The sequence below is a fragment of the Shewanella sp. SM32 genome (genome assembly GCF_025654235.1).
Classification (GTDB): domain Bacteria; phylum Pseudomonadota; class Gammaproteobacteria; order Enterobacterales; family Shewanellaceae; genus Shewanella; species Shewanella oncorhynchi.
In genome coordinates this window covers 95,792-114,960 of the sequence record NZ_JAKKRO010000001.1, presented here as the reverse complement: position 1 = coordinate 114,960, position 19,169 = coordinate 95,792, and the positions used below count along the sequence as shown (strand labels likewise).

Annotated in this window: 28 protein-coding genes, 1 tRNA gene and 2 other RNA genes; 25 read left to right on the top strand and 6 right to left on the bottom strand. The window is 46.0% G+C overall.

The features are described from left to right. Window positions 1–24 precede the first annotated feature (24 nt). The 3 genes from L5M10_RS00575 to L5M10_RS00565 are packed head-to-tail and all read right to left on the bottom strand — an operon-like array spanning window position 25 to window position 4,071. The gene (locus L5M10_RS00575) at window positions 25–879 is read right to left on the bottom strand and encodes a hypothetical protein (RefSeq protein ID WP_263254668.1); all 855 of its coding nucleotides are present in this window, start codon (window positions 877–879) and stop codon (window positions 25–27) included. Beyond that, on the bottom strand, window positions 876–2,486 hold the full coding sequence (locus tag L5M10_RS00570; protein ID WP_263142684.1) for a hypothetical protein: 1,611 nt from the start codon (window positions 2,484–2,486) through the stop codon (window positions 876–878). Before L5M10_RS00570 ends, L5M10_RS00575 begins: the two co-directional genes overlap by 4 nt. A gap of 22 nt (window positions 2,487–2,508) precedes the next feature. Then, complete coding sequence (locus tag L5M10_RS00565) at window positions 2,509–4,071, bottom strand: OmpA family protein (protein ID WP_263146494.1); 1,563 nt, start codon at window positions 4,069–4,071, stop codon at window positions 2,509–2,511. Between the two features lie 348 nt (window positions 4,072–4,419). Between L5M10_RS00565 and L5M10_RS00560 the strand changes: the two genes are divergently transcribed. Next, window positions 4,420–5,163, top strand: a complete 744-nt coding sequence (locus L5M10_RS00560) for a DUF599 domain-containing protein (RefSeq protein WP_131524297.1) — start codon at window positions 4,420–4,422, stop codon at window positions 5,161–5,163. Between the two features lie 93 nt (window positions 5,164–5,256). Further along, window positions 5,257–5,433: a helix-turn-helix domain-containing protein gene (locus tag L5M10_RS00555; protein ID WP_006082937.1), complete on the top strand. Its 177-nt coding sequence runs from the start codon at window positions 5,257–5,259 to the stop codon at window positions 5,431–5,433. Window positions 5,434–5,744: 311 nt separating this feature from the next. Here L5M10_RS00555 and cyaB read toward each other — a convergent pair whose 3' ends face one another. Both cyaB and L5M10_RS00545 read right to left on the bottom strand, forming a co-directional pair. Next, window positions 5,745–6,332, bottom strand: a complete 588-nt coding sequence (cyaB, locus tag L5M10_RS00550) for a class IV adenylate cyclase (RefSeq protein WP_263146496.1) — start codon at window positions 6,330–6,332, stop codon at window positions 5,745–5,747. Between the two features lie 257 nt (window positions 6,333–6,589). Further along, window positions 6,590–7,351 carry an XRE family transcriptional regulator gene (locus L5M10_RS00545; protein WP_263254667.1) on the bottom strand — a complete coding sequence of 254 codons (762 nt, stop codon included), beginning with the start codon at window positions 7,349–7,351 and terminating at the stop codon, window positions 6,590–6,592. Between the two features lie 171 nt (window positions 7,352–7,522). On the opposite strand from L5M10_RS00545, the gene L5M10_RS00540 reads away from it, so the two are divergent. Further along, the gene (locus L5M10_RS00540; protein ID WP_263254666.1) at window positions 7,523–7,831 is read left to right on the top strand and encodes a helix-turn-helix domain-containing protein; all 309 of its coding nucleotides are present in this window, start codon (window positions 7,523–7,525) and stop codon (window positions 7,829–7,831) included. Between the two features lie 10 nt (window positions 7,832–7,841). Here L5M10_RS00540 and L5M10_RS00535 read toward each other — a convergent pair whose 3' ends face one another. Beyond that, window positions 7,842–8,294: a hypothetical protein gene (locus L5M10_RS00535; RefSeq protein ID WP_263254665.1), complete on the bottom strand. Its 453-nt coding sequence runs from the start codon at window positions 8,292–8,294 to the stop codon at window positions 7,842–7,844. Window positions 8,295–8,404: 110 nt separating this feature from the next. Between L5M10_RS00535 and L5M10_RS00530 the strand changes: the two genes are divergently transcribed. From L5M10_RS00530 to L5M10_RS00425, 22 genes are all read left to right on the top strand, one after another. Next, window positions 8,405–8,890 carry a hypothetical protein gene (locus tag L5M10_RS00530; protein ID WP_263254664.1) on the top strand — a complete coding sequence of 162 codons (486 nt, stop codon included), beginning with the start codon at window positions 8,405–8,407 and terminating at the stop codon, window positions 8,888–8,890. Next, window positions 8,887–10,884 (top strand): transposase domain-containing protein, encoded by a 1,998-nt coding sequence (locus L5M10_RS00525; protein ID WP_263254663.1) that lies wholly within the window; start codon window positions 8,887–8,889, stop codon window positions 10,882–10,884. Before L5M10_RS00530 ends, L5M10_RS00525 begins: the two co-directional genes overlap by 4 nt. A 42-nt stretch (window positions 10,885–10,926) precedes the next feature. Next, the gene (locus L5M10_RS00520; RefSeq protein WP_263254662.1) at window positions 10,927–11,895 is read left to right on the top strand and encodes an AAA family ATPase; all 969 of its coding nucleotides are present in this window, start codon (window positions 10,927–10,929) and stop codon (window positions 11,893–11,895) included. Between the two features lie 8 nt (window positions 11,896–11,903). Further along, window positions 11,904–12,024, top strand: a tRNA-OTHER gene (locus tag L5M10_RS00515). Window positions 12,025–12,063: 39 nt separating this feature from the next. After that, window positions 12,064–12,276, top strand: coding sequence for a hypothetical protein (locus tag L5M10_RS00510; protein WP_014611540.1), 213 nt, complete (start codon window positions 12,064–12,066; stop codon window positions 12,274–12,276). Between the two features lie 3 nt (window positions 12,277–12,279). After that, window positions 12,280–12,525: a hypothetical protein gene (locus L5M10_RS00505; protein ID WP_263254661.1), complete on the top strand. Its 246-nt coding sequence runs from the start codon at window positions 12,280–12,282 to the stop codon at window positions 12,523–12,525. Between the two features lie 11 nt (window positions 12,526–12,536). Beyond that, complete coding sequence (locus L5M10_RS00500; RefSeq protein ID WP_263254660.1) at window positions 12,537–13,166, top strand: DUF3164 family protein; 630 nt, start codon at window positions 12,537–12,539, stop codon at window positions 13,164–13,166. Between the two features lie 8 nt (window positions 13,167–13,174). After that, the gene (locus L5M10_RS00495; RefSeq protein WP_263254659.1) at window positions 13,175–13,465 is read left to right on the top strand and encodes a hypothetical protein; all 291 of its coding nucleotides are present in this window, start codon (window positions 13,175–13,177) and stop codon (window positions 13,463–13,465) included. Between the two features lie 4 nt (window positions 13,466–13,469). After that, an RNA gene (locus L5M10_RS00490) (hammerhead ribozyme type II) lies at window positions 13,470–13,541 on the top strand. An 8-nt stretch (window positions 13,542–13,549) separates the two neighbouring features. Next, on the top strand, window positions 13,550–14,044 hold the full coding sequence (locus L5M10_RS00485; RefSeq protein ID WP_263254658.1) for a helix-turn-helix domain-containing protein: 495 nt from the start codon (window positions 13,550–13,552) through the stop codon (window positions 14,042–14,044). 139 nt (window positions 14,045–14,183) lie between these two features. After that, window positions 14,184–14,244: hammerhead ribozyme type II (locus tag L5M10_RS00480), an RNA gene on the top strand. 28 nt (window positions 14,245–14,272) lie between these two features. Then, window positions 14,273–14,494, top strand: coding sequence for a hypothetical protein (locus tag L5M10_RS00475; protein ID WP_263254657.1), 222 nt, complete (start codon window positions 14,273–14,275; stop codon window positions 14,492–14,494). Then, window positions 14,488–15,102, top strand: a complete 615-nt coding sequence (locus L5M10_RS00470; protein ID WP_263254656.1) for a gp16 family protein — start codon at window positions 14,488–14,490, stop codon at window positions 15,100–15,102. Before L5M10_RS00475 ends, L5M10_RS00470 begins: the two co-directional genes overlap by 7 nt. After that, complete coding sequence (locus tag L5M10_RS00465; RefSeq protein WP_263254655.1) at window positions 15,099–15,623, top strand: hypothetical protein; 525 nt, start codon at window positions 15,099–15,101, stop codon at window positions 15,621–15,623. Before L5M10_RS00470 ends, L5M10_RS00465 begins: the two co-directional genes overlap by 4 nt. Beyond that, on the top strand, window positions 15,610–16,059 hold the full coding sequence (locus L5M10_RS00460; RefSeq protein ID WP_263254654.1) for a Mor transcription activator family protein: 450 nt from the start codon (window positions 15,610–15,612) through the stop codon (window positions 16,057–16,059). Before L5M10_RS00465 ends, L5M10_RS00460 begins: the two co-directional genes overlap by 14 nt. Before the next feature lie 88 nt (window positions 16,060–16,147). Next, on the top strand, window positions 16,148–16,744 hold the full coding sequence (locus L5M10_RS00455; RefSeq protein ID WP_263254653.1) for a hypothetical protein: 597 nt from the start codon (window positions 16,148–16,150) through the stop codon (window positions 16,742–16,744). A 75-nt stretch (window positions 16,745–16,819) separates the two neighbouring features. Beyond that, complete coding sequence (locus L5M10_RS00450) at window positions 16,820–17,116, top strand: hypothetical protein (RefSeq protein WP_263254652.1); 297 nt, start codon at window positions 16,820–16,822, stop codon at window positions 17,114–17,116. Continuing rightward, window positions 17,106–17,678 carry a lysozyme gene (locus L5M10_RS00445; RefSeq protein ID WP_263254651.1) on the top strand — a complete coding sequence of 191 codons (573 nt, stop codon included), beginning with the start codon at window positions 17,106–17,108 and terminating at the stop codon, window positions 17,676–17,678. The genes L5M10_RS00450 and L5M10_RS00445 overlap by 11 nt, the downstream gene beginning before the upstream one ends. After that, window positions 17,675–18,244: a hypothetical protein gene (locus L5M10_RS00440; RefSeq protein ID WP_263254650.1), complete on the top strand. Its 570-nt coding sequence runs from the start codon at window positions 17,675–17,677 to the stop codon at window positions 18,242–18,244. The genes L5M10_RS00445 and L5M10_RS00440 overlap by 4 nt, the downstream gene beginning before the upstream one ends. An 84-nt stretch (window positions 18,245–18,328) precedes the next feature. After that, window positions 18,329–18,541, top strand: a complete 213-nt coding sequence (locus L5M10_RS00435; protein WP_263254649.1) for a hypothetical protein — start codon at window positions 18,329–18,331, stop codon at window positions 18,539–18,541. Next, the gene (locus L5M10_RS00430; protein WP_263254648.1) at window positions 18,538–18,873 is read left to right on the top strand and encodes a DUF2730 domain-containing protein; all 336 of its coding nucleotides are present in this window, start codon (window positions 18,538–18,540) and stop codon (window positions 18,871–18,873) included. The genes L5M10_RS00435 and L5M10_RS00430 overlap by 4 nt, the downstream gene beginning before the upstream one ends. Then, window positions 18,873–19,169 (top strand): helix-turn-helix transcriptional regulator, encoded by a 297-nt coding sequence (locus L5M10_RS00425; protein WP_014611524.1) that lies wholly within the window; start codon window positions 18,873–18,875, stop codon window positions 19,167–19,169. Before L5M10_RS00430 ends, L5M10_RS00425 begins: the two co-directional genes overlap by 1 nt.

Below are 19,169 nucleotides of genomic sequence, written 5' to 3'. Positions count from 1 at the left end.
ACAATTTAATTAAAATCTCAGTCATTACATATCCGTCATTAATACGGGTTGGCCAAAACCTTTAAGTTCAGCATGGGAGGACTCAAAATACTGTTGCCAAAACTGTTTCAACGGCAACATTACTTGACCGCCTCTAAATCCTTTTGATGTAGCAGGAACCCAACCCGCACCTAATACGTAAATATCTGCCTGCTTAAAATCACTCAGCATATTCGCTTTTTGTATTTTTAGCATTTCTTGCTCAGGTTCGATAACTTTTAAGGTGTTTTTACTGTAAAAGCTGGTCACATCTGAATTTTCAACCATATCGGACACAAGTAACAATACTCGGCGTCCTTCGGTATCGGCAGCCACTTGCGGCGCAATAACCTGAGATAAATTACTGAGGATTTCAGTTTTGGGCAAATCCACATAATTAGGTTTAAAAGCATGTTTTATATGGGCATCAATTTTACTTCTAACGAACTGAGCTTGCTTGTTCATGCAATTATCAAAAGCCATTAGATTTTTCTTCGATACGTCATCCCTGTCAGCAATATCAGTATCCAGCCTGCCACTAAACAAAACATCGGTATAAAAATCTTTTACATAAGCACTAAAGCTAATGATAGTAATTTTATCCCCAGCTTGTAGGAAGAGATGCACTTTCTCATGAACTAACTGTTTAATATTTATGTCCGGAGAAAAAGTACCATCGATCGCCACAAACAAATGTCGGCCAGAAACTGTCTTTGCCGTTAGTGGATCAATTTTGGCAAACTCGTAGCAACTTTTAATATCATTTCTCTCAGCGGCCATCGCAGGCAAACACATAGAAATAGCTAAAGTGCCAAACAAGCCAGTAACCACCAACTTAGCAAGCTTTGTCATTCCTGTCATGAACTTAACTCTCCAAGTATCTCTTTGCGTAAACGATCGCGCATCTGTTCTTCCGTTTCAACAACCTTTTTTTGCTGAGTTATTTCAGCAAGCAGCTCTTGTCGAATACGTTGTTCAGCTTGTTCTGGCGTTTCGGCCTCTGCAGCTTTTTTAGCATTCGCTTCAGCAACAAGCTCGGCTTTCAATCTTGCTTCCATCGCCTCTGGTGCTTCGGAAGTTTCTACCTCAACAATATGAGACGTTGCCACCACAGCGGCACTTTTCATCGCCTGATGGCTGGCTAATGTTTGATGCTCACGTAAACGTACCGATTGATCATATCGATTTTCGGCATTACCTAAATCTTCCATATACGTCAGGAATGAACGCTCACCACAGGCCTCTAACACCTCTAGCACCTTAGGATCTTGGCAATTAGTTTCGGCTTTTTGATTCATTCTTTGCTGCAAGTTAGTTAGGCGCTTCTGGGCTACACGCGCAACTTGCTGCTTTAAACGAGAATAATGCGTCTTAAACTCACGCTCACTTTTAAAGTTGCCAATTTCTTTACGCGCATCTTTAGAATGTTTGCCAGCAAATCCGGTTTTAAAACCAATTAAAATACCGAAAATCTGTAATAGGATGAATAAGAAAGCAAGAAAAATAAAAGTTCCCCAACCGCCTTTCTGTTCACGATCCCACACGTCATCCTTTGCTTTATCACCTGCACTTTTAGACTCATCCAGTAAGAGTGCTGGAGGTGCTTCAGCATAGGGGTCTTGTTCTTGATACAATCCACTCGTTTGCTGAATATTGACTTCATCAATGTGCATTTTTTCAAGCACTTGACCACGCACATAGGTTGCCAATACTGCAATAACTAGGATCGCAATAGCAGTAACCGTGGTGATGAAATAACGGGGCTTAACCTCTGCGTTAGTAGAGATCCGATTAATGAGTTGCTTATATTGAGGCTCATTATCATCCTCAAAGGTTTTATCTAAATTAATGCGAGTATTAGGTGCCAGTTCTGGCGTCGATTTGTCGCGGTTTTTAGCATTCTTCCACCAGACCTTGGCCTTTTTAATGAGCGAGTTAGCATGCAGCTCATGTCCAGTAAAGTGAGTTAAACCTACCAGTAAAACCGAGATTATGAAGGCGATACCCACAGCACCTTGCTGCTGTAGTTTTTCCGATGCTCCGGGAATCGTGAAACCTGAAAGAACGTAACTAAATCCCATTGCTTCAACAAACACTAAAGCGGCAATCAATATCCACCCCAAAATATGTAAGTTGTTACGACCATTTTCTGTCACTTTACCTAAATAGTCTTGGCTTTTACTGAAAAGCTCCTCGTCCTTATTCACTTTCTCATAATGAGCGGCAAAATCAGTACACAGTGCGACTTCAGTATTCAACCAATCCTTATCGTAAATCTTAACTTGGGTTTCATAATCTTTCGCTAAGCGACTCTCCTTACCGATTACCGGAAAGGCATACCATGTATTAAGCCACCAGAAACTGACCTTATCCCACCAAACCGTAATAATGACCACTAATACCATCAACGAAAGTAACAGCGACACTAACGTGCGATACTCATTAAATAACATAGACACAAAATCCATTTACCGCTCCTAAGCACATTGCTTATAACAATTTGGGTTCAAAATCGGCTTCATAAACCGTTTTATTCTTCTCGTAGTACAACTTGCCAGCAATCGCGGTCGCTGAACGATCGATTGGCATCACCACATCTATACAGCGCACAGGAGAGTCTTTTTCCGTTGTAAAAACACGATATAACAAGCCTTTATCACCATAATAAGTCTCTACATGGCTCGTAAGCTGATAATTTGGATCATCTTTACTTGAACCTTTGTAATTCTTCCAAATATTCACTTTAGGCGCAGAAACAGCAGTGCCACTGTCCTTAATCACAGCAACAGGGGTCAAACCAATATAATGGCCATTCACTTTATAACCCCAAGCAGTACCATTCATACCCGGTAAATAATCTGCTGTGTTGTAATCCTTACGATTATAGCTCTCACCTGTGGCTAAACTCTTCACGTCCCCCGTGACTCTCGGTCCCTCAACGGCGCAATTTAGGCTAGAGACTTCAGATGCATACGCCTTGCTAAATAATGCAAAACCGCTCTCTTTTTTAGCACCCACTAACTGGGTAAAGTTTGTCGATGGGTCGAGCATTTTCTTACCACCAAAATCTACCAAGGCTTTTTGCAGTTTCACTGGCTCAAGTAACTTGACGATTTCCGACTCCGTCATTTGTATTTGAGCTGGTTCAAGGCGAGAAGTGCTCGGTTTAGTTGGCTGAGTTGTAGGCTGCTTTTCCACTTGATTAGTAGGCTTGGCTGCTGCCACTTTATCCTGCGATCGGCGGGATAAATAACTCAAATTTGCCTTCTGTTTGTATGAATAAGCCAGTAATTGATCCGGTTTACCGTCAATTTCAATAATTTCTACTCGACGATTTTTTGCTTTGCCAGCGTCATCACTATTAGCTGCAACAGGCTGTGACTCCCCTGCACCTTGGAAGAATAATCGCTCAGTCGGAATGCCAGCTTGATTAAAGAGGGTTGCCACATAACGCGCTCTCGCTTCGCTAAGCTCTTGATTTAACGATTCAGCACCACTGGCATCTGTATGACCTGTAATCAAAATGTTTTGTTTAGAGTCTTTATAGATAGCGGCGAGTTTTTGAAATTTTTGTTTAGCTTGTGGCGTCGCCTCTGAAGCTCCAGAAGCAAACATCACTTCACTATTACTCGAAACTGTCGCAGCCATACCCACAACTTGATAATTAGCGTACTTTTCTGAATCTTCCTTCGACATGGTTTGTTCGGTTGAACTGATCAGTAAGCTACTTTGTTGTTCATCTGATGCTTTTGAAGCGCTGATTGAAGTAAATTGAATATCAAGATTTTCTGTTTTCGCTAACTGTTCTAATGCTTCGCGTTTTTGCTGAAAATCATAACCAACGGTACAACCAATCGCAGCACCAGCGGCACCGCCATAAAGCATACCTTCATTGCCACCTAAATAATTCCCAATCAGTACACCTAAACCAGTACCAATAGCACAACCAATAACAGTTTCTTTATTATCTTCAACAGATTGAGTGATGGCACAACTGCTAAGCGCTAATACGCCAGCAACTGCGAGCGATATGGATTTCAAATTTGACTTCATAGTCATCCCTAACTTTTTAAAAATTCAAAATTGAATTTTAGATGCAATAAATTAAGTTAAGGATTAGAAGGAATTAGCCCTAAAAAGTCAATCTAAAGTTGATACTGATGTAACCAAAATATTAATTAAGGCTGAAATTTGTGAGCAACTTTATATCGAAGATATTTAAGCGACTGACACAGGAGTTGTCATAAAACAGTTTTATCCTAATGTGAAATCACAATCACTATGCAAAAAAATCATTACTGGGAATCGTTTCTCAGTTGCACCAAATCTTTCATAGACCTCATAATCTGCACATGACTAATCTCTCTCTTTCTCCCCATATTACATTTTACTAAGGTGGCTATGACATTTTCGTTGTTAGATATTTCTGCATTGGTGTGGTTTATCGTTTCTTGGGCTGGCTACACCGCCTTTGCCCGTAGCAAGGCGAGAGATACAGACTGTATTGCCCGTGGTCTGCATAAGCATAGAATTTACTGGATGCTTGAGGTGATGACCCGCGGTGTGCGCGTGGGTGATGCGGCACTACTGGCCAACTTAGAACGCAATATTGCCTTTTTTGCCTCGACCACGCTGTTTGTGCTTGCGGGTGTACTGACCTTATTTGCGCAAGTTGAACGACTAGAAAGTGTTATTGCGACGATTCCCTTCGCTACGCCACCGAATCATGCGCTGGTGCAAGTCAAGTTAGCTCTGCTAGTCGGCATTTTTGTGATGGCCTTCTTCCAGTTTACTTGGTCAATGCGTCAATACGGCTTTGTGAACGTGATGATAGGCGCGGGTCCTCTGGACACCGATGGCTCAAATGACAATCTCAAAGCCTATGCAAGACAAATGGCGACAGTGCAAGATCAAGCGGCACACTCCTATAACTATGGTTTACGCGCCTATTACTTTTCAATGGCGGTATTGTGCTGGTTTGTACACCCGATACTCTTTATCTCGGCCAGCTTATTTGTGGTCGCAACCTTATATCGCCGCGAATTCAAGTCCCGTGCCGTTCTGGCGATCACGGCAGCAAAAGGCCATCTCCAAATAGAGAGCCAAGTGCGGGAAACCGCCCGCAACCATAAAATAGAATCATAGCCTTGGCAGTTTAGGCCGCTGGCGTCATCTTGATTGGAATTATTGTTCTATACTCTTTGGGTTATGTTTCTATTGAATTACTGGGAGAGTGCCATGAGCGATAACTTATTAACCTTAGATGAAGTGTGCAAAATGCTAGATAAAACACCAGCGACCATTAAACGCTTCGCTCGGGAGAATTTACTCTCAAGTGTTCAAGATGGTGACGAATTAAAATTCCCTGAAGCGGAAGTTAAACGCTACCTCGCCTTTTCACAACGCTTAGGCTAAAACGCATCAAGTAACTCACGGCAAATAAAACTGAGTCATCAGTATTTAAGCCGTTTGAGTTTGTGAAGGTGGCTTGAATTGAAATGTGATACTCGAATTTAAGTACACTGCTTAAGTTTAAGTCGTTGATAGCGAGTTCAAACAGACAGTGAATGCGATATGGACAGTGAAGCTCAAAGGGATTTGAACTGAGCCATAGCGGTTTGTTGCAGTGGATTGATTAGCCGAATTTAGCAGTGCAAACCATAAAACTTAAACTATGGAACTTTAAGCTATTAAGCCTCAAGCTGTTAATCCAAAAGATTGAACCATTACTTATTATTTAAAGCCTGCTGCAACTGCCGATAGGATAACCACTCTCGCTGCACTTCACTTAGGCCTAAGTCAGCAGCGAGTTGTTGCAATTGAACTTCATACTTAGGCAACAGGGTTTCATCATTTGTCATAATCGCGAGTTCAGCAAAATTCCCTAAACCTTCGATATGATCAATTGTTAGATGAAATTCACCGAGAAAATAGATACTGCGGCGCTTTTTAATTTCTAGTACGCACTCATAACCTAAGGTCTGCAGCATTCTTTTTGCTTTTGTTGCTTCAGTGATATTCACGGCTTCACAGCGGTCTTTTTCTGGCCCTTTCACTATCCACAGCATTATCCCCGATGGCTGCATCTCACGGATACACAAGCTCTTGTGCTCACCTTTAAGTGATTGTGATGGCAGATCAAAGTAACAGTCATGCTCAAGGTTATCTTCGAGCATGACCTCGGGATTTCTCATTTGTAAGGCAGCGAAAAAAGCGTGGCGATCCAATAAACGATATTTAAGCTCGACCTCAAACTTACCATTAAAATGAGCATTAATTTGTGGGGCTAATGCTTCTGGCATCGCAGGGTTCATAGATTCATTGTATAGACTCTTAAATAATGATCAGAAACCAATTAAATCGAGATTAGATAAAATTTGGCCTGAATAAATGAGATCGATTGAGGAATGGCGCGGGTTTGCTGGTGGATTTGTCCTGGCTACCGCGCCTTTTTTGTTTCTAGTGTGTGCGATCTCAATTTTGATCAATGGAGATCCAATTTAAGTTAATGCCGCTAAAAAAGTGATCACTGTGATTTAAACCCATGTGGCGTTTAAAAGAGGTTTAAATCTTAATTTCCAATGTCCTTCGCAATATGCACTACCTGACCAATGACTTGGAAGTTGTGCTGTTCATCCATTGGAACTTCAATAGATTGGTATACCTTATTATCGCTGAGCAAAAGCCACGAGTTAGGCATAACTTGCACACGCTTAACCCATAACTGGTTGTGATTACGAATAACAAAGATATTACCGTCAGTAGGTTGATTGCGCTTCATATGCACTAACAGTGTATCGTTATCGCTAATGGTAGTATCCATACTGTCACCCTTAGCCCAAACTAGGGTTAAGTCATTTTCAGAAAAGCCGCGCCATTTTAACCAACGTCTTCTAAATGCTAGATAACGTGTTGGTTCTAGCTCATCACTCCCTTCACAACCCCAGCCAGCAGATACTTGGACATTATATCCAGGTATCAAGGCAAACTCAGATAGAAAGTCATTGTTGGCTTTATAAGCCCCACACCTTCCCTCCATGATTTGTTGATGGCCAGACTCAATAATTCCATTTGGATACTTTGGCCCTTTGCCCGTAGCAAGCCATTCAACGGTCACTCCACCAGCTTCAGCTATAGCAATTAAGTTGGTTCTGCTTGGATCAGATATACCATCCATATACTTGCGCAAAATGTTGTCTGAGATATTTAAAGTGCGAGCAAAAGAGCGCGCACTATTACTTCCGACAACTTCTCGAACACGTTCACCGAAACGTCCTAGTTCATTATCCAAACTAAGACGCTGCGTCTGAGATTTTTTGTTATCACCACTCATATATTTAACCAACTGATTTATAAATAAATTACCATGCTACGAACAATAAAGCTCACCACAACAACATGGACGCGACATTTAGCTCTTGACGTGCGATTTATTTATCTCAATAATAGCTATGCGATTTACTTTTATTGGTTAGATAAACAGCTATAAGCAGGAGCAAAAAAAATGCGCAAGCAAACTACTTCACTTCGCATCAAAGATGACTGGCATCGCGCAGATATTATTGCCGCCATCCGTAAACAAGGCACGACCTTATCCGCCGTTGCCCGTGAGAATGGCTTAGCCTCAAACACTTTGCAAAATGCCTTGCGGGTTTCTTGGCCAAAGGGCGAGCGCATAATTGCTGATGCCATTGGCATTGATGCCGCTGAGATCTGGCCTAGCCGATACTCACATCCTAACAAACTCGTTGGAAATGATATTAGCACAACAGCTAATAAAAGTGCGCACAAACAAGTTCAAGAGGTCGCGTAAATGAGCGCATCTAAAAAAACATGCCCCCTATGTAAGCGGGATGTAACCGCCCCTCAATCAGCAAGCGCCAACGTTGATGCCATACAGGTGATACCGCCAGTAACTGGCAGTGATGATCTTCTTCTAACTGAACCAAGCAATGCGCAACTTTTTGCAGACGTAAGGCTAAAAGTTGGATTTGGGACTGTTGAAGATGCGAGAGCGCATAGCGAAGCTCGCCGTCAGTGGGCGTTACAGGAAAAGGCAACGCGCTACCAACACATTCGCCTAGTGTCATTACGTTGGATATTGACGTGCTGGGACGAACTTCGGGTACTAAAACGTCTGGCAAGAGATTGCGTATTTGTTGCAGCTCAGCATGCAAAGAATCAATGGAAACAAAGATAAATGACGTCACCAAGTCGTGGAGTGTTTCTGCATCCATGGGGATGAGTTGGCTTGGTACGTTGAGAGGGTTGGTCATAGTTAGCCTGTTTTATTGATTGAATTGCATTGAAGTGTATGAGCAATGCGATCGCTCCGACAAGCGCAACGATCGACTTTGTTTGGAACTGAATTTTATAGGGGTTTCCAATGGCGAAACGCAACTGGAAAAAGGTACGAGCCAATAGCCTGCGCCATGCAATGGAGCTGTGCTTAGAGTTTGCTCGCGAAAAACAAAATCTTTCAGTAGACCGCGTTGCCGATCTGATGGGGTTACCTAGTAAATGGACACTATATAAGTGGCTTGAGAATGGCCGTATTCCTGCCGTATTGATCCGCCCTTTTGAGCACGCCTGTGGTGCGGATTATATGACCTTGTATATCGCAACCTCTAGCAACCGCCTTGTTATCGATATTCCCAGCGGCCGTAAAGCCACTAATGCCGAAGTCAACGAACTACAAGGTTCCTTTAGTGAAGCTATGGGTTTGCTGATCCGTTTTTACCAAGGACAAAGCGCCGCCGAAGATACCATCACCGCACTCAATCATGTGATGGGAGGCATCGCTTGGCATAGCGAAAACGTCAGCAAAAGCCAAGCACCAGAACTGGCGATGTTTGATGGAGAAGATGAATGAGCACAATACAAAAACAATGGTTTAGTGCTGCCGAATTAGTTGGCTTACCAGATATTCCATCAACAAATCGTCGTATAACAGAGAAAGCCAAACGCGAATCTTGGACATGCCGCAAGCGTGAAGGTCGTGGTGGTGGTTTTGAATATCATCTCAATAGTTTACCTCCCGCAGCTAAAGCTAAGTTGCTTGCACAGCAAGGCAAGATTGAGCTTAACGGTACCGTATTAAATGCCCCCAAACCTAAAGCCGCGCGTGAGCGTTACGATGCCGCTAGCCTGTGGCAATTGTGGGAACGTGCAGGTGAACATGCGCAATCTGTCGCTAAAAGCAAACTGGCCTATGTCAGTGCCTTTTATGCGCTAGTTGAAACAGGTACCAACAAAATGGCGGCTTATGAGCATATCGCCGCTGAGTTTGGTGTAGCCGTGCCAACCCTGCGCCGTGACTGCAAAAAGGTTGCAGGCTTTGATAAAGCCGATTGGGCACCGCAACTGCTGACCAAAAACAAAATTGCGGCGATGAACAACGCCGCCAACCGTTTAGCCCCCGTGAGTGATGAAGCATGGGAATGGTTTAAAGCCGACTACCTGCGGTTAGAACAACCTAACTTTGCCACTAGCTACGTCACCTTGAAGAAAACAGCTAAAGATCATGGTTGGCAAGTGCCGTCGGTTGATAGCTTGAAACGCCGTTTAGATAAAGAAGTGCCGTTTGAGCAGCAAGTGATGTTACGCCGAGGCGAACACGCACTGATGCAACTCTACCCAGCACAGCAACGTACCGTGCTGGATATCGAGGCGATGGAGTGGATCAACGGTGACGGCTATCAACACAACGTGTTTGTGCGCTGGCATAACGGCGAAATCCTACGTCCGAAAACATGGTTTTGGGCAGATATTCGCACCCGCAAGATCCTCGCTTGGCGCGTTGGTGTGTCTGAAAACACCGACACGATTCGCCTGTCGCTAATGGATGTGGTGAATCAATATGGCATCCCCAAACATATCACTATCGATAACACCCGCGCAGCCGCCAACAAGTGGATGACGGGCGGTGTGCCGAATCGTTTCCGTTTTAAAGTCAAGCCTGACGACCCTATGGGGTTGATCCCCTTGCTTGGGATCACCCTGCATTGGTCGAGCGTGATTTTAGGTAAAGGTCATGGTCAAGCTAAGCCAATCGAACGCGCCTTTGGCGTGGGCGGCTTAGGTGAGTTTGTGGATAAAAACATTGCTTTTGAGGGGGCATCTACTGGCGCAAACCCAATGGCAAAACCCGATAACTATGGCAGTAAAGCCGTGGATGCCGAGGTGTTTATGCGGGTGTTAGCCGAAGGTGTACAGACCTTTAACCAAAGGCCAAACCGTGAAACTGAAGTGTGTCGCGGCGTAATGTCATTCGACGAAGCCTTTGCTGCCAGTTATCAAAACGCCACGGTGCGTAAAGCTAATGCGGAACAAAAACGCATGCTGTTACTCAGCGCCGAAGCTGTACGTGTTAGCAGCCAAGCAACGATAGTGCTTGATGCTGGCGGCGCGGTTGCCAGCCGTAAAAACCGTTATCACCACGAAGCTTTATATAGCTATGTCGGCCAGAAGATCGTCGCCCGTTTTGACCCCGACAACCTGCATGGCATGGTGGTGTGTTACACGCTGTCTGGTCTGCTGATCTGTGAGGCCAACTGTATTCAAGCGACTGGCTTTGGTGATACCGATGCCGCCCGCGAACACACTCGCCACCGTACCCAATTCACCAAGGCTAATAAGTTAGCTGCCAAAGCACATAAGCGCATGAGCAACATTGAAGCCGCTGAGTTAATGCGCGGGGTTGAACCTGAGCCGCCATTAACGCCAGCAGCCACCGAGATAGTGCATATCCGCCACGGCAATACCGTTCGCACTGTAGCAGCCCAGCCAGAGTCTGAAAACTTTGAAGAAGCCTTTGCGCTAGGCGTATCGGCACTGTTTGCCGAGAAAAATAAAAATCGACTTTAACACCCGTTTAAACCCAAGTTAATTACGACCAAAAGGAAAAATATGATGAACAAGGTTGTCAGTATTTCTCAAGCAGAAATCCAAGGCTCACAACAGCAGCAAGTTATCGACACAGTAAAAGCGATGATCGATAGCAAAAAAGTGACCCAATCTAAACTGGCTAAAGAGATCGATGTTAGCACTAGCGTGATCAGTCAATATCTCAACGGTAAATATGATGGTATCGGTGGTGATGCAGCAGGAGTAACCGAAAAGCTCACCGCATGGCTTGCCCTGCAGACGAACCGCGCCACAAATCCTGTCGCGCCTAAGTTTGTGCAAACCCAAACTGCAAACCAAATCCATACCGCACTGGCATATGCCCATGCAGCCGAGTGTATCAGCGTGGTATTTGGAGCCTCTGGCGTGGGTAAAACCACAGCGGCTAAACACTACGCCAACGATAACCCCAATGTGTGGATGATTACAGCTTCACCCAGCGCATCCAGTCTTAGCGAATGCCTGTATGAACTGGCATTAGAGCTCGGCATGGATGATGCGCCTCGCCGCAAAGGCCCACTGGCTCGCGCCATTAAACGCCGCTTAACGGGTACAGGTGGACTGGTGATCATCGATGAGGCGGATCATTTGGATTACGCCACGTTAGAAGAACTGCGCATTTTGCAGGAACAAACCCAAGTCGGCATGGTGCTGGTTGGTAATAACCGCGTTTATGCCCAACTGACTGGCGGCCGCCGCAATGAAGATTTTGCCCGCTTGTTTAGCCGTATCGCCAAAAAGGTCGGCATTCATAAAGCCAAGAAAAACGATGTAACCGCTATCGCCACCGCTTGGGGCATTCACGGTGACAGCGAACGCGCCCTGATGACTCAAATATCCGAACGCCCAGGTGCGCTGCGCCTACTTAACCAAACCCTACGCCTAGCCGCCATGATGGCCAGCGGCAGCAATAGCGCTATTAGCGTTAACCATTTACGTGCCGCCTTTAAAGACCTTGAAGGCGTGGAATAAGAATTTCTGGAGAGTTGGGCTAGAGGAAAGCCGCCTGCCGGATCAGGAGCTGGGCAATGGTAAGGGTCGCGCCCCCAACATCCCAGACACTTTCGAAAGTGTACGCAGGTTCGAGTCCTGCACTCTCCACCTATTAGTAACTTTGAATCAAAGATGAAGGAGCAAGATATGAGACACCAGAACCCTAAATTCGATGTGATTAGCGCGCTAAGACTGCGCGGTATGAAGGTTGTCCACAGTGGCGTGAAGGTCGTGCAAATCGACAAACCAACCGCTGATTTTCGCCGCATGGCTGTGGACATTATCGAGAACATTAAAGGCATTCGTCGCCGTTGTATGGCGGTGCAATTTCACGGCGTTACCGTGCGCTGGGAGGAATGAGAAATGGCCAAGAAGAAGTTTGAAGATATGACCGACCTAGGTCGGACTATAGGCGGTGATGGTTGTTTAACGCTTTTCAATCGGAAAGGTGAAGCCATGAATTTTGTGTTCAACGATAAGGAAGGTTGGCAAATGGCATCAAGAACACTTCGGGATATTTATCGCGTTGGCATAAGCATTTGGTTTTACAAGGATGGTTCTAAACAAGAATTCAAATTTGAAGATGAATTAACCGTAATCATTGAATAAGGATAAATAAGATGACAAGCCAAACAAATTCAACAGTCGCAATCCCCGAAGGCTACCGCAGAAACGCCAAGGGCGACCTAATACACGAAGATCGTATTCGCCCACTGGATAAGCTGCGCGATGAAGTCGTTAGCGACATAGTTACTAAGGCCAAGGTATTACGCCAGGCAATGGTCGAATTCAAGTTAAGCACTAACGCCCTAATCAATGACTTTGCGGAACTATCCGCTATTGAGTACGGGGTTAAGGTTGGTGGCAGCAAGGGCAATATCCTGCTGACCAGCTTCGATGGCCAATACCAAATCCGTCGCGCCGTGGGTGAGCATCGGGTATTCGACGAACGTATCCAAACCGCTAAAAAGCTGATCGATAAATGCATTCAAAACTGGTCTGGCGGTGCTGACCATCGCCTTATGGCCATGGTTGAGCATGCGTTTCGGGTAAACCAGCAAGGCCGTATCGACGTTAACCAGGTGCTTAGTTTGCGCCAGCTGGATATGGACGACGCCAATTGGAAACAAGCAATGGAGGCCATTGCCGACGCAATTCAAATCACGGGTACGAGCGAATATCTGCGCCTGTATGAACGTCAACCAAACGGCAAATACAACAATTTACCAATGGATATCAGCACTCTTTAGGAGGCCTTATGCAGCCAATCAATAGCCTATTAGCCGACAACCAGCAGTCGCTGGATAACGTCAAATTTAAACTGCAACTGGCCGAACTGCTGGATGCGGACAATGACGTCCTGCGCCGCACATTCAGCCACACCGCCGTGGATACGCCGCACCTCACCTTGCAGCTGTGCGCCGCGCTGCTGCAAGCCCTGCGCGGCTTTGAGTCAGCGACTATGTGCGCCAAACGCCAAATAGTGTTTTATGCCGCCAAACGCTGCCTTGATGTGCTCTGCCAGCAGGAATTTCACCAACAAGTCTAACCTCAAGCGAAACCCGCCTCAGTTATGGGGCGCGGTCTATCCAGCGTAGTGGCTGGGTACTGATGAGCAGCTAAGGAGCTACGGATGGAAATGACAGATAAAGCGTTAAATCGCTATACACAAAAAATGACCAAACTGATGACAAATGAACAGGTGGTCAAATGCACCACTGACCAGATAGTAGGTTTTAAATTAAGGCTTATCGCTCGCAGTTTTGGCTTAAAGGATAAACAGTTTGCGGCCGCATTAGGCGTTGTTACCACCACATTTAGCGGTTATGTCAACGGTCACAGATCGTTGCCTATTGATGTTGCAATTAAGTTGAATAGAGATTTTGGCATTGATCTTAACTGGTTGTTTGTTGCTGAAGAAGGTGAAGTAAATAGGCTTCACCTTCCTTCTAGTGCACTACTCATATCAAGCACACTCAGTGGGCAAACTGTGTATGACCCTATCAGTAAATGCGATCGATATTATCCTCGTTGTGATACGTCTGCCACAGCCGACGCAATACCGCCAAGTGATGGGCAATGCGGTCCTGAATATGGTCATCACGCCCCAGCGTTGCAGGACCAATAACAGAGGCATTGATGTCGGCAATAGTGAGGTTTACAGCAAGTTCAAAGAGTTTTGATGGTTCCATGGTTATTTCCCTTAAGTGTTTGTTGGCGCAATTACTTTAGGGGAATTGGCGGAGGAAATAAACCTCCGCCACCTTTTGCGAAACGCCAATAGGCGTCTATCCGATGTAGTGATCGGGTACTGATGAGCAGCTAACAAAATGAACTCATTTTAAGAGCGAATGAAATGACACCCTATGCTAAACGCTTACTCAAATATGCCATTGCGAACTGCCCAGTTAGGCCCGTTCGTAAGGGGAAAACTAAGGCAGAACTGCTCGCCGATCGTGAGCTTTGGGCTGTTAACTTTTTAAATGCAGCAACACCGAATTGGCAGCAGCTTAAGATTCAGCCTAAAGCCATCAAGATAGTATCCAGTGCGACAACCGATGAGGATGACGAATGTTAGAAACTAATCAAAAAGCCCCTGTGCAGACTAATGCGCAGGCGCACCCAGTCGCTCAACACAAGAAGCGCCTGATCACCTTAATCAATGTGGCTAAGGGATCATTGCAGCTCGATGAAGCCATCTACCGCGCCATGCTGAAAAATGCCACGGGTAAAGACTCCTTGCGGGCAATGAACTTGCCAGAGCTTGAACAGGCGCTAGAAGTGTTTAAACAAAAGGGCTTTAAACCTACTGCAACCAACAATAAAACAGCGGTTAAACGCCGTTTAAGTCCTGCTGCGGGTAAAAGCAAACTGGCCAGCATAGATAAAATACGTGCCATTTGGATCACCATGGGCCACCACTTAGTGATCCAGGATAACAGTGAATCGGCGCTTGATGCCTATGTACGTCGCATGACGCTACGCAGTAAAAATGAGGGCGTGGATGCCACCCCATGGATGACAGAACCGCAAGCCTACAAGGTGCTTGAAAGCCTTAAAAACTGGCACAAGCGGGTGTTGATTGATCGCATTATCGCCCGTGGCGAGCGTTTAAAAATGAATGAAAAAGGCACTCGCCCTGCAAGTTATGAAGTGATTGTCGCCCAGTATGAGGGCCATGTATGAAACTCTGCCGTTGCCCTGTGTGCCATAGCAATATCCACTTAGATGCCTTAGTGAATGACGATGCTGCGCGTGAACTGCTCGCCACACTTGCGCCGATGGATGGTGCTACTGGACGGATTTTAATGAACTATATCGGCTTATTCCGCCCTGTTAAAAGCGACTTGAGTTTTAACCGTGCGCTCACGCTGGTGAACGACACTCTGGCACTAACTTCTAATCGCGACTGGCTGCGTGCGGCGTTGGAAGAAACGGTGATCAAATTGCGTGCGGCGCGGATTGACGGCCAAAGTCGCCCACTAACCAACCACAATTACTTAAAAAAAGTGCTTGAAAGTATTAGTCAGCATGCCATCACACCAGTTGCCGCGCCTACCGCTAATGCCAAGCCAAGCATTGAGATCACCAGCTATGGCCGCCCTGAAAGTTTGGCTGAAACCAAAGCCAAGTTTGATGCGCAGATGGCAAAGTTTAAAGCAAAGTCGAGGAAGCCCATGGATCGCGGAGGTAATGATGAAGCCTGACTTAGATAACCAACAGGATAACCAACTCGATTTGTTATCGAGCAATGCAGCCGAATTGGAACAAGCATTGGCTGCCTTGAGTGAACTCAAAGACGATGAACGTAGCGACTTTATTCACCGCTGGCCCTCTACGCTGCAAAGCCTGAGCGCGTTAATGCAAGTGACGTTAAAAAAGCATGGGATAAGTAATGCTGATCGTATTAGTGAAGATTTAGCCACAGGCTTAAGCATCTACTTTGGTGGCCGTGATATGTATATTCCCAATGGCGAAAGCCTTAAAAAAGCACTGCGAGATATTAAAATCTGGCGGGAGTTTAGGGGGAATAATCTGGAACAGTTAAGCCGAGATTATGGTTTGACCGAACGGCGTATCAGCGAGATCATTGCCGAACAACGAGCAGTACTTATCGCAAGAAAGCAAAGACGGTTGTTTTAAAAGTTGTAACAAACAGATAAAGTAACTTCATACTTATAAAAACAAATTTTAATTCATTAGGTTATAGTGATATTTATAAGGATATAAGATGAATACTAAGCTCAAAATTTTTACACTGGCACTTGTCACTTTAGCCACTACAGGCTGTGCAAGTATGGCTAAATACTATGCTGGTTATGAGCCTCATTCTAAGGTAGAAGTTAAGTTAGATACTTTTAACGGTAACTATATTATCAGCAGCACTCAAGTTGGACTCACTGCTAATATGATAAGAGATAATCCATCTTTCATATCTGCACTGAAATCCCCTAAAATGGATGATATTTCCATTATTGCAATGACATATTTAACGTCTGACAACAGCTTTTATCCAACCTTTGCCGAAGATAAAGAGGGTAAAAAATTCGAGACAAGGCAGGTATGGACTGATCTGAAATGCGATAAAAGTACTGGTTTTTATGCTTGTCGCTGGATAACACAAGTCGCAACAATAATGAAATGGGAAGATATAAAAGAAAAACTTATCAATCCTGCGGGGGTATATCTATTCAGAATACACGGCAATGGTCAGGCTGATACTGCCATACACTCATGCCAAGTATGGGAGGTTGCGACTGAGCTAAATCGCCTTAAAGGAAGCACAACTCCTGTAAGTGAATTTGGTGGTCAAAGCTGTTATAAGTAATCCCGAAACCTTTCCAATCCGCTGAAAATCCCTAAACCGAGACAATGAACCCATGTTCACTGTCTCGGTTTTTTTATGGCCTTTGTCACCCACAACAACTTTCGCAGCGGCGTTAACAGTATGCCAATTGCGAACGCGCGACCTAAGCGCATTCAAAACCGTGTTTATCGGCAGTGTGCCAAGGACGGCTTTAATGCACGCATTAAAGCTGAGTTAGCTGGCGATGTACCTGCAACCGTCCCACTTTATAGCCACAGCGCCACCCGCCAGAGTTATTACTCACAGGGCTGGCATGCCGTCACTCACCTGCATGTTTTAAAAGCCCGCGAGCAACGCAAGGCACAAGCTATGGCGGTGCCTAATGAACAGTAAACTCAAGGCGATTTTACTGGCCGCTGGCTTAAGTTCGGCGGCCATCACTGGCGCACAGCTTGCCGATAAATGGGAAGGCAATAGCCTAACGGTTTATTTCGATGCGGTGGGCGTTCTCACCGCTTGCCGAGGCCACACAAGTAAAGACTTAAAGCTTTATCAAACCTTTACTGAGCAGCAGTGCATGGAGATTTTCGCCAAGGATATCGCCCGTGCCGATAAGCAGCTACTGCAACTCACGGCCCCTGTAAGGCTCACTGATAGTGAGCACGCGGCTTACCTGTCGTTTATGCATTGGGCGGGATACGGCAACTTTGCCAGCTCAACCTTGCGTAAAAAGTTACTTGCGGGGGATCGTGTGGGTGCCTGCAAGGAGCTAACCCAGGCATGTTCTACCAACCCGCAAACGGGTGAACGCGTCTGTAATGGTTGGACCTATGGCACCCGCCTAGGTGTCAAGGTACGCCTAAATGGGCTGATTAAACGCCGCGCCGAAGAGCAAGCCCTTTGCCTAAGCGAACTGGGCCTCTCCGAGCTAACAGCCGGAGGGTTAACGCAATGACGCCAGCTCAATTTAGTACCGCCATTCAATGGTTGATTGTGTCGCTTTTTGTGGCAGTGCTTTGTTTAGCGCAATACAAATTAGCCACGACAAAAAGCCAACTTACCCAAGCGTTAGCTGACAATGCCGCCCTGCAACAGAGCGCCGACACCCTAGCGCAATGGCTGCAAGACGCCAACCTTGAACGCGTTTCCCTTAAAGCTGAAGGCGAAACTCTTGCCCAGCAGGTGCAAACCATCGAACAACAAAAGGCCGCGTTAGCTACCCGCAATCAAGACCTTAACCACCAACTGACCCAGCTACTTGAGGACGCCCAAGATGAACAAACGCAAACATGGCGTGTGGCTGCTGTGCCTAACGATGTTGTGCGCGTGTACCACAGCGCCGCCCGCTGTGCGTTACGTGCCAACTTACAAGACCCAGTATGTGTTGCCGCCCGAAGTGCTGATGCGCGAGTGCAACGTCACTCAAGTACCACAACAGGTCTTGCAGTGCCTGCAAACCCAACCGATGGTGTGCCTTCTCAATCCCAAGTTAGCGGAGCTAATGCTCTCGCTACTCACTGACTTAGGGCAATGCAACCTCGACTGGCAAGCCCTACACGATTGGCGCCAACGACACCAAAAAGATAAGAACCAGTAAGGAACCCAATGGACGAATTAGACCGCGCCAGCGATACCGAAATGCGTGAACGTGATGCCCGTATCGCTGCCGCCCGCCACAAACAACAGCCTCAGGGCAATGGTATTTGCATTGATTGCCTTGAGGCTGTGGAGCCAGAACGACGCACAGCCCCGCGCTGTATCAGTTGCCAACAGGATGAAGATAAGCGCCAAAAGCAGCGCTATGGGACGCGTTTATGATTGAATCGCTATTTGAATTTTTTGCTAAGTACTGGGGCTTTATTGGCAGCGTGATTAGCGTTTTCTGCGCCCTGTTAATGGCGTGGTTTAGCACTCGCTTTACCCCGCGCATTGAGCACGAAAAGGTGGTCCAAATGGTTGCCGGAATCGACAAGCGCCTTAGCGAAACTGAAATGCAATTGGAATACATGCCAACACGCGACGAACTGCATGCGCTCGATAAAACCCTCACAGGTTTAGGTGAACGCTTTGGCGCAATGGAACAAGGCATTAGGCGACTCGAAACCAAGACCGACATGCTTCTCGAAAACGAACTGAAAGGAGGCCATTAATGGCGATGCAGCAAATTATCAATGAGCACCAACGCCTAGTGGTGCTTCGATTACTGACAGAAGCGGGAGCCTTCGCACTCAATGAGTCCATCTTACAAGATGGCTTGATTGCCTATGGTCTCGATATTAGCCGAGACTCGTTAAAGGTGCAGCTCGCGTGGCTGGCCGAGCAAGGGCTGATTAAAACTGAGCAAGTGGGCAAAGTGACCACGGCCACGCTAACAGGTCGCGGCCAAGATGTAGCCACAGGCCGCGCAACAGTGCCAGGCGTTAAGCGCCCACGGGCGGGAGAATAG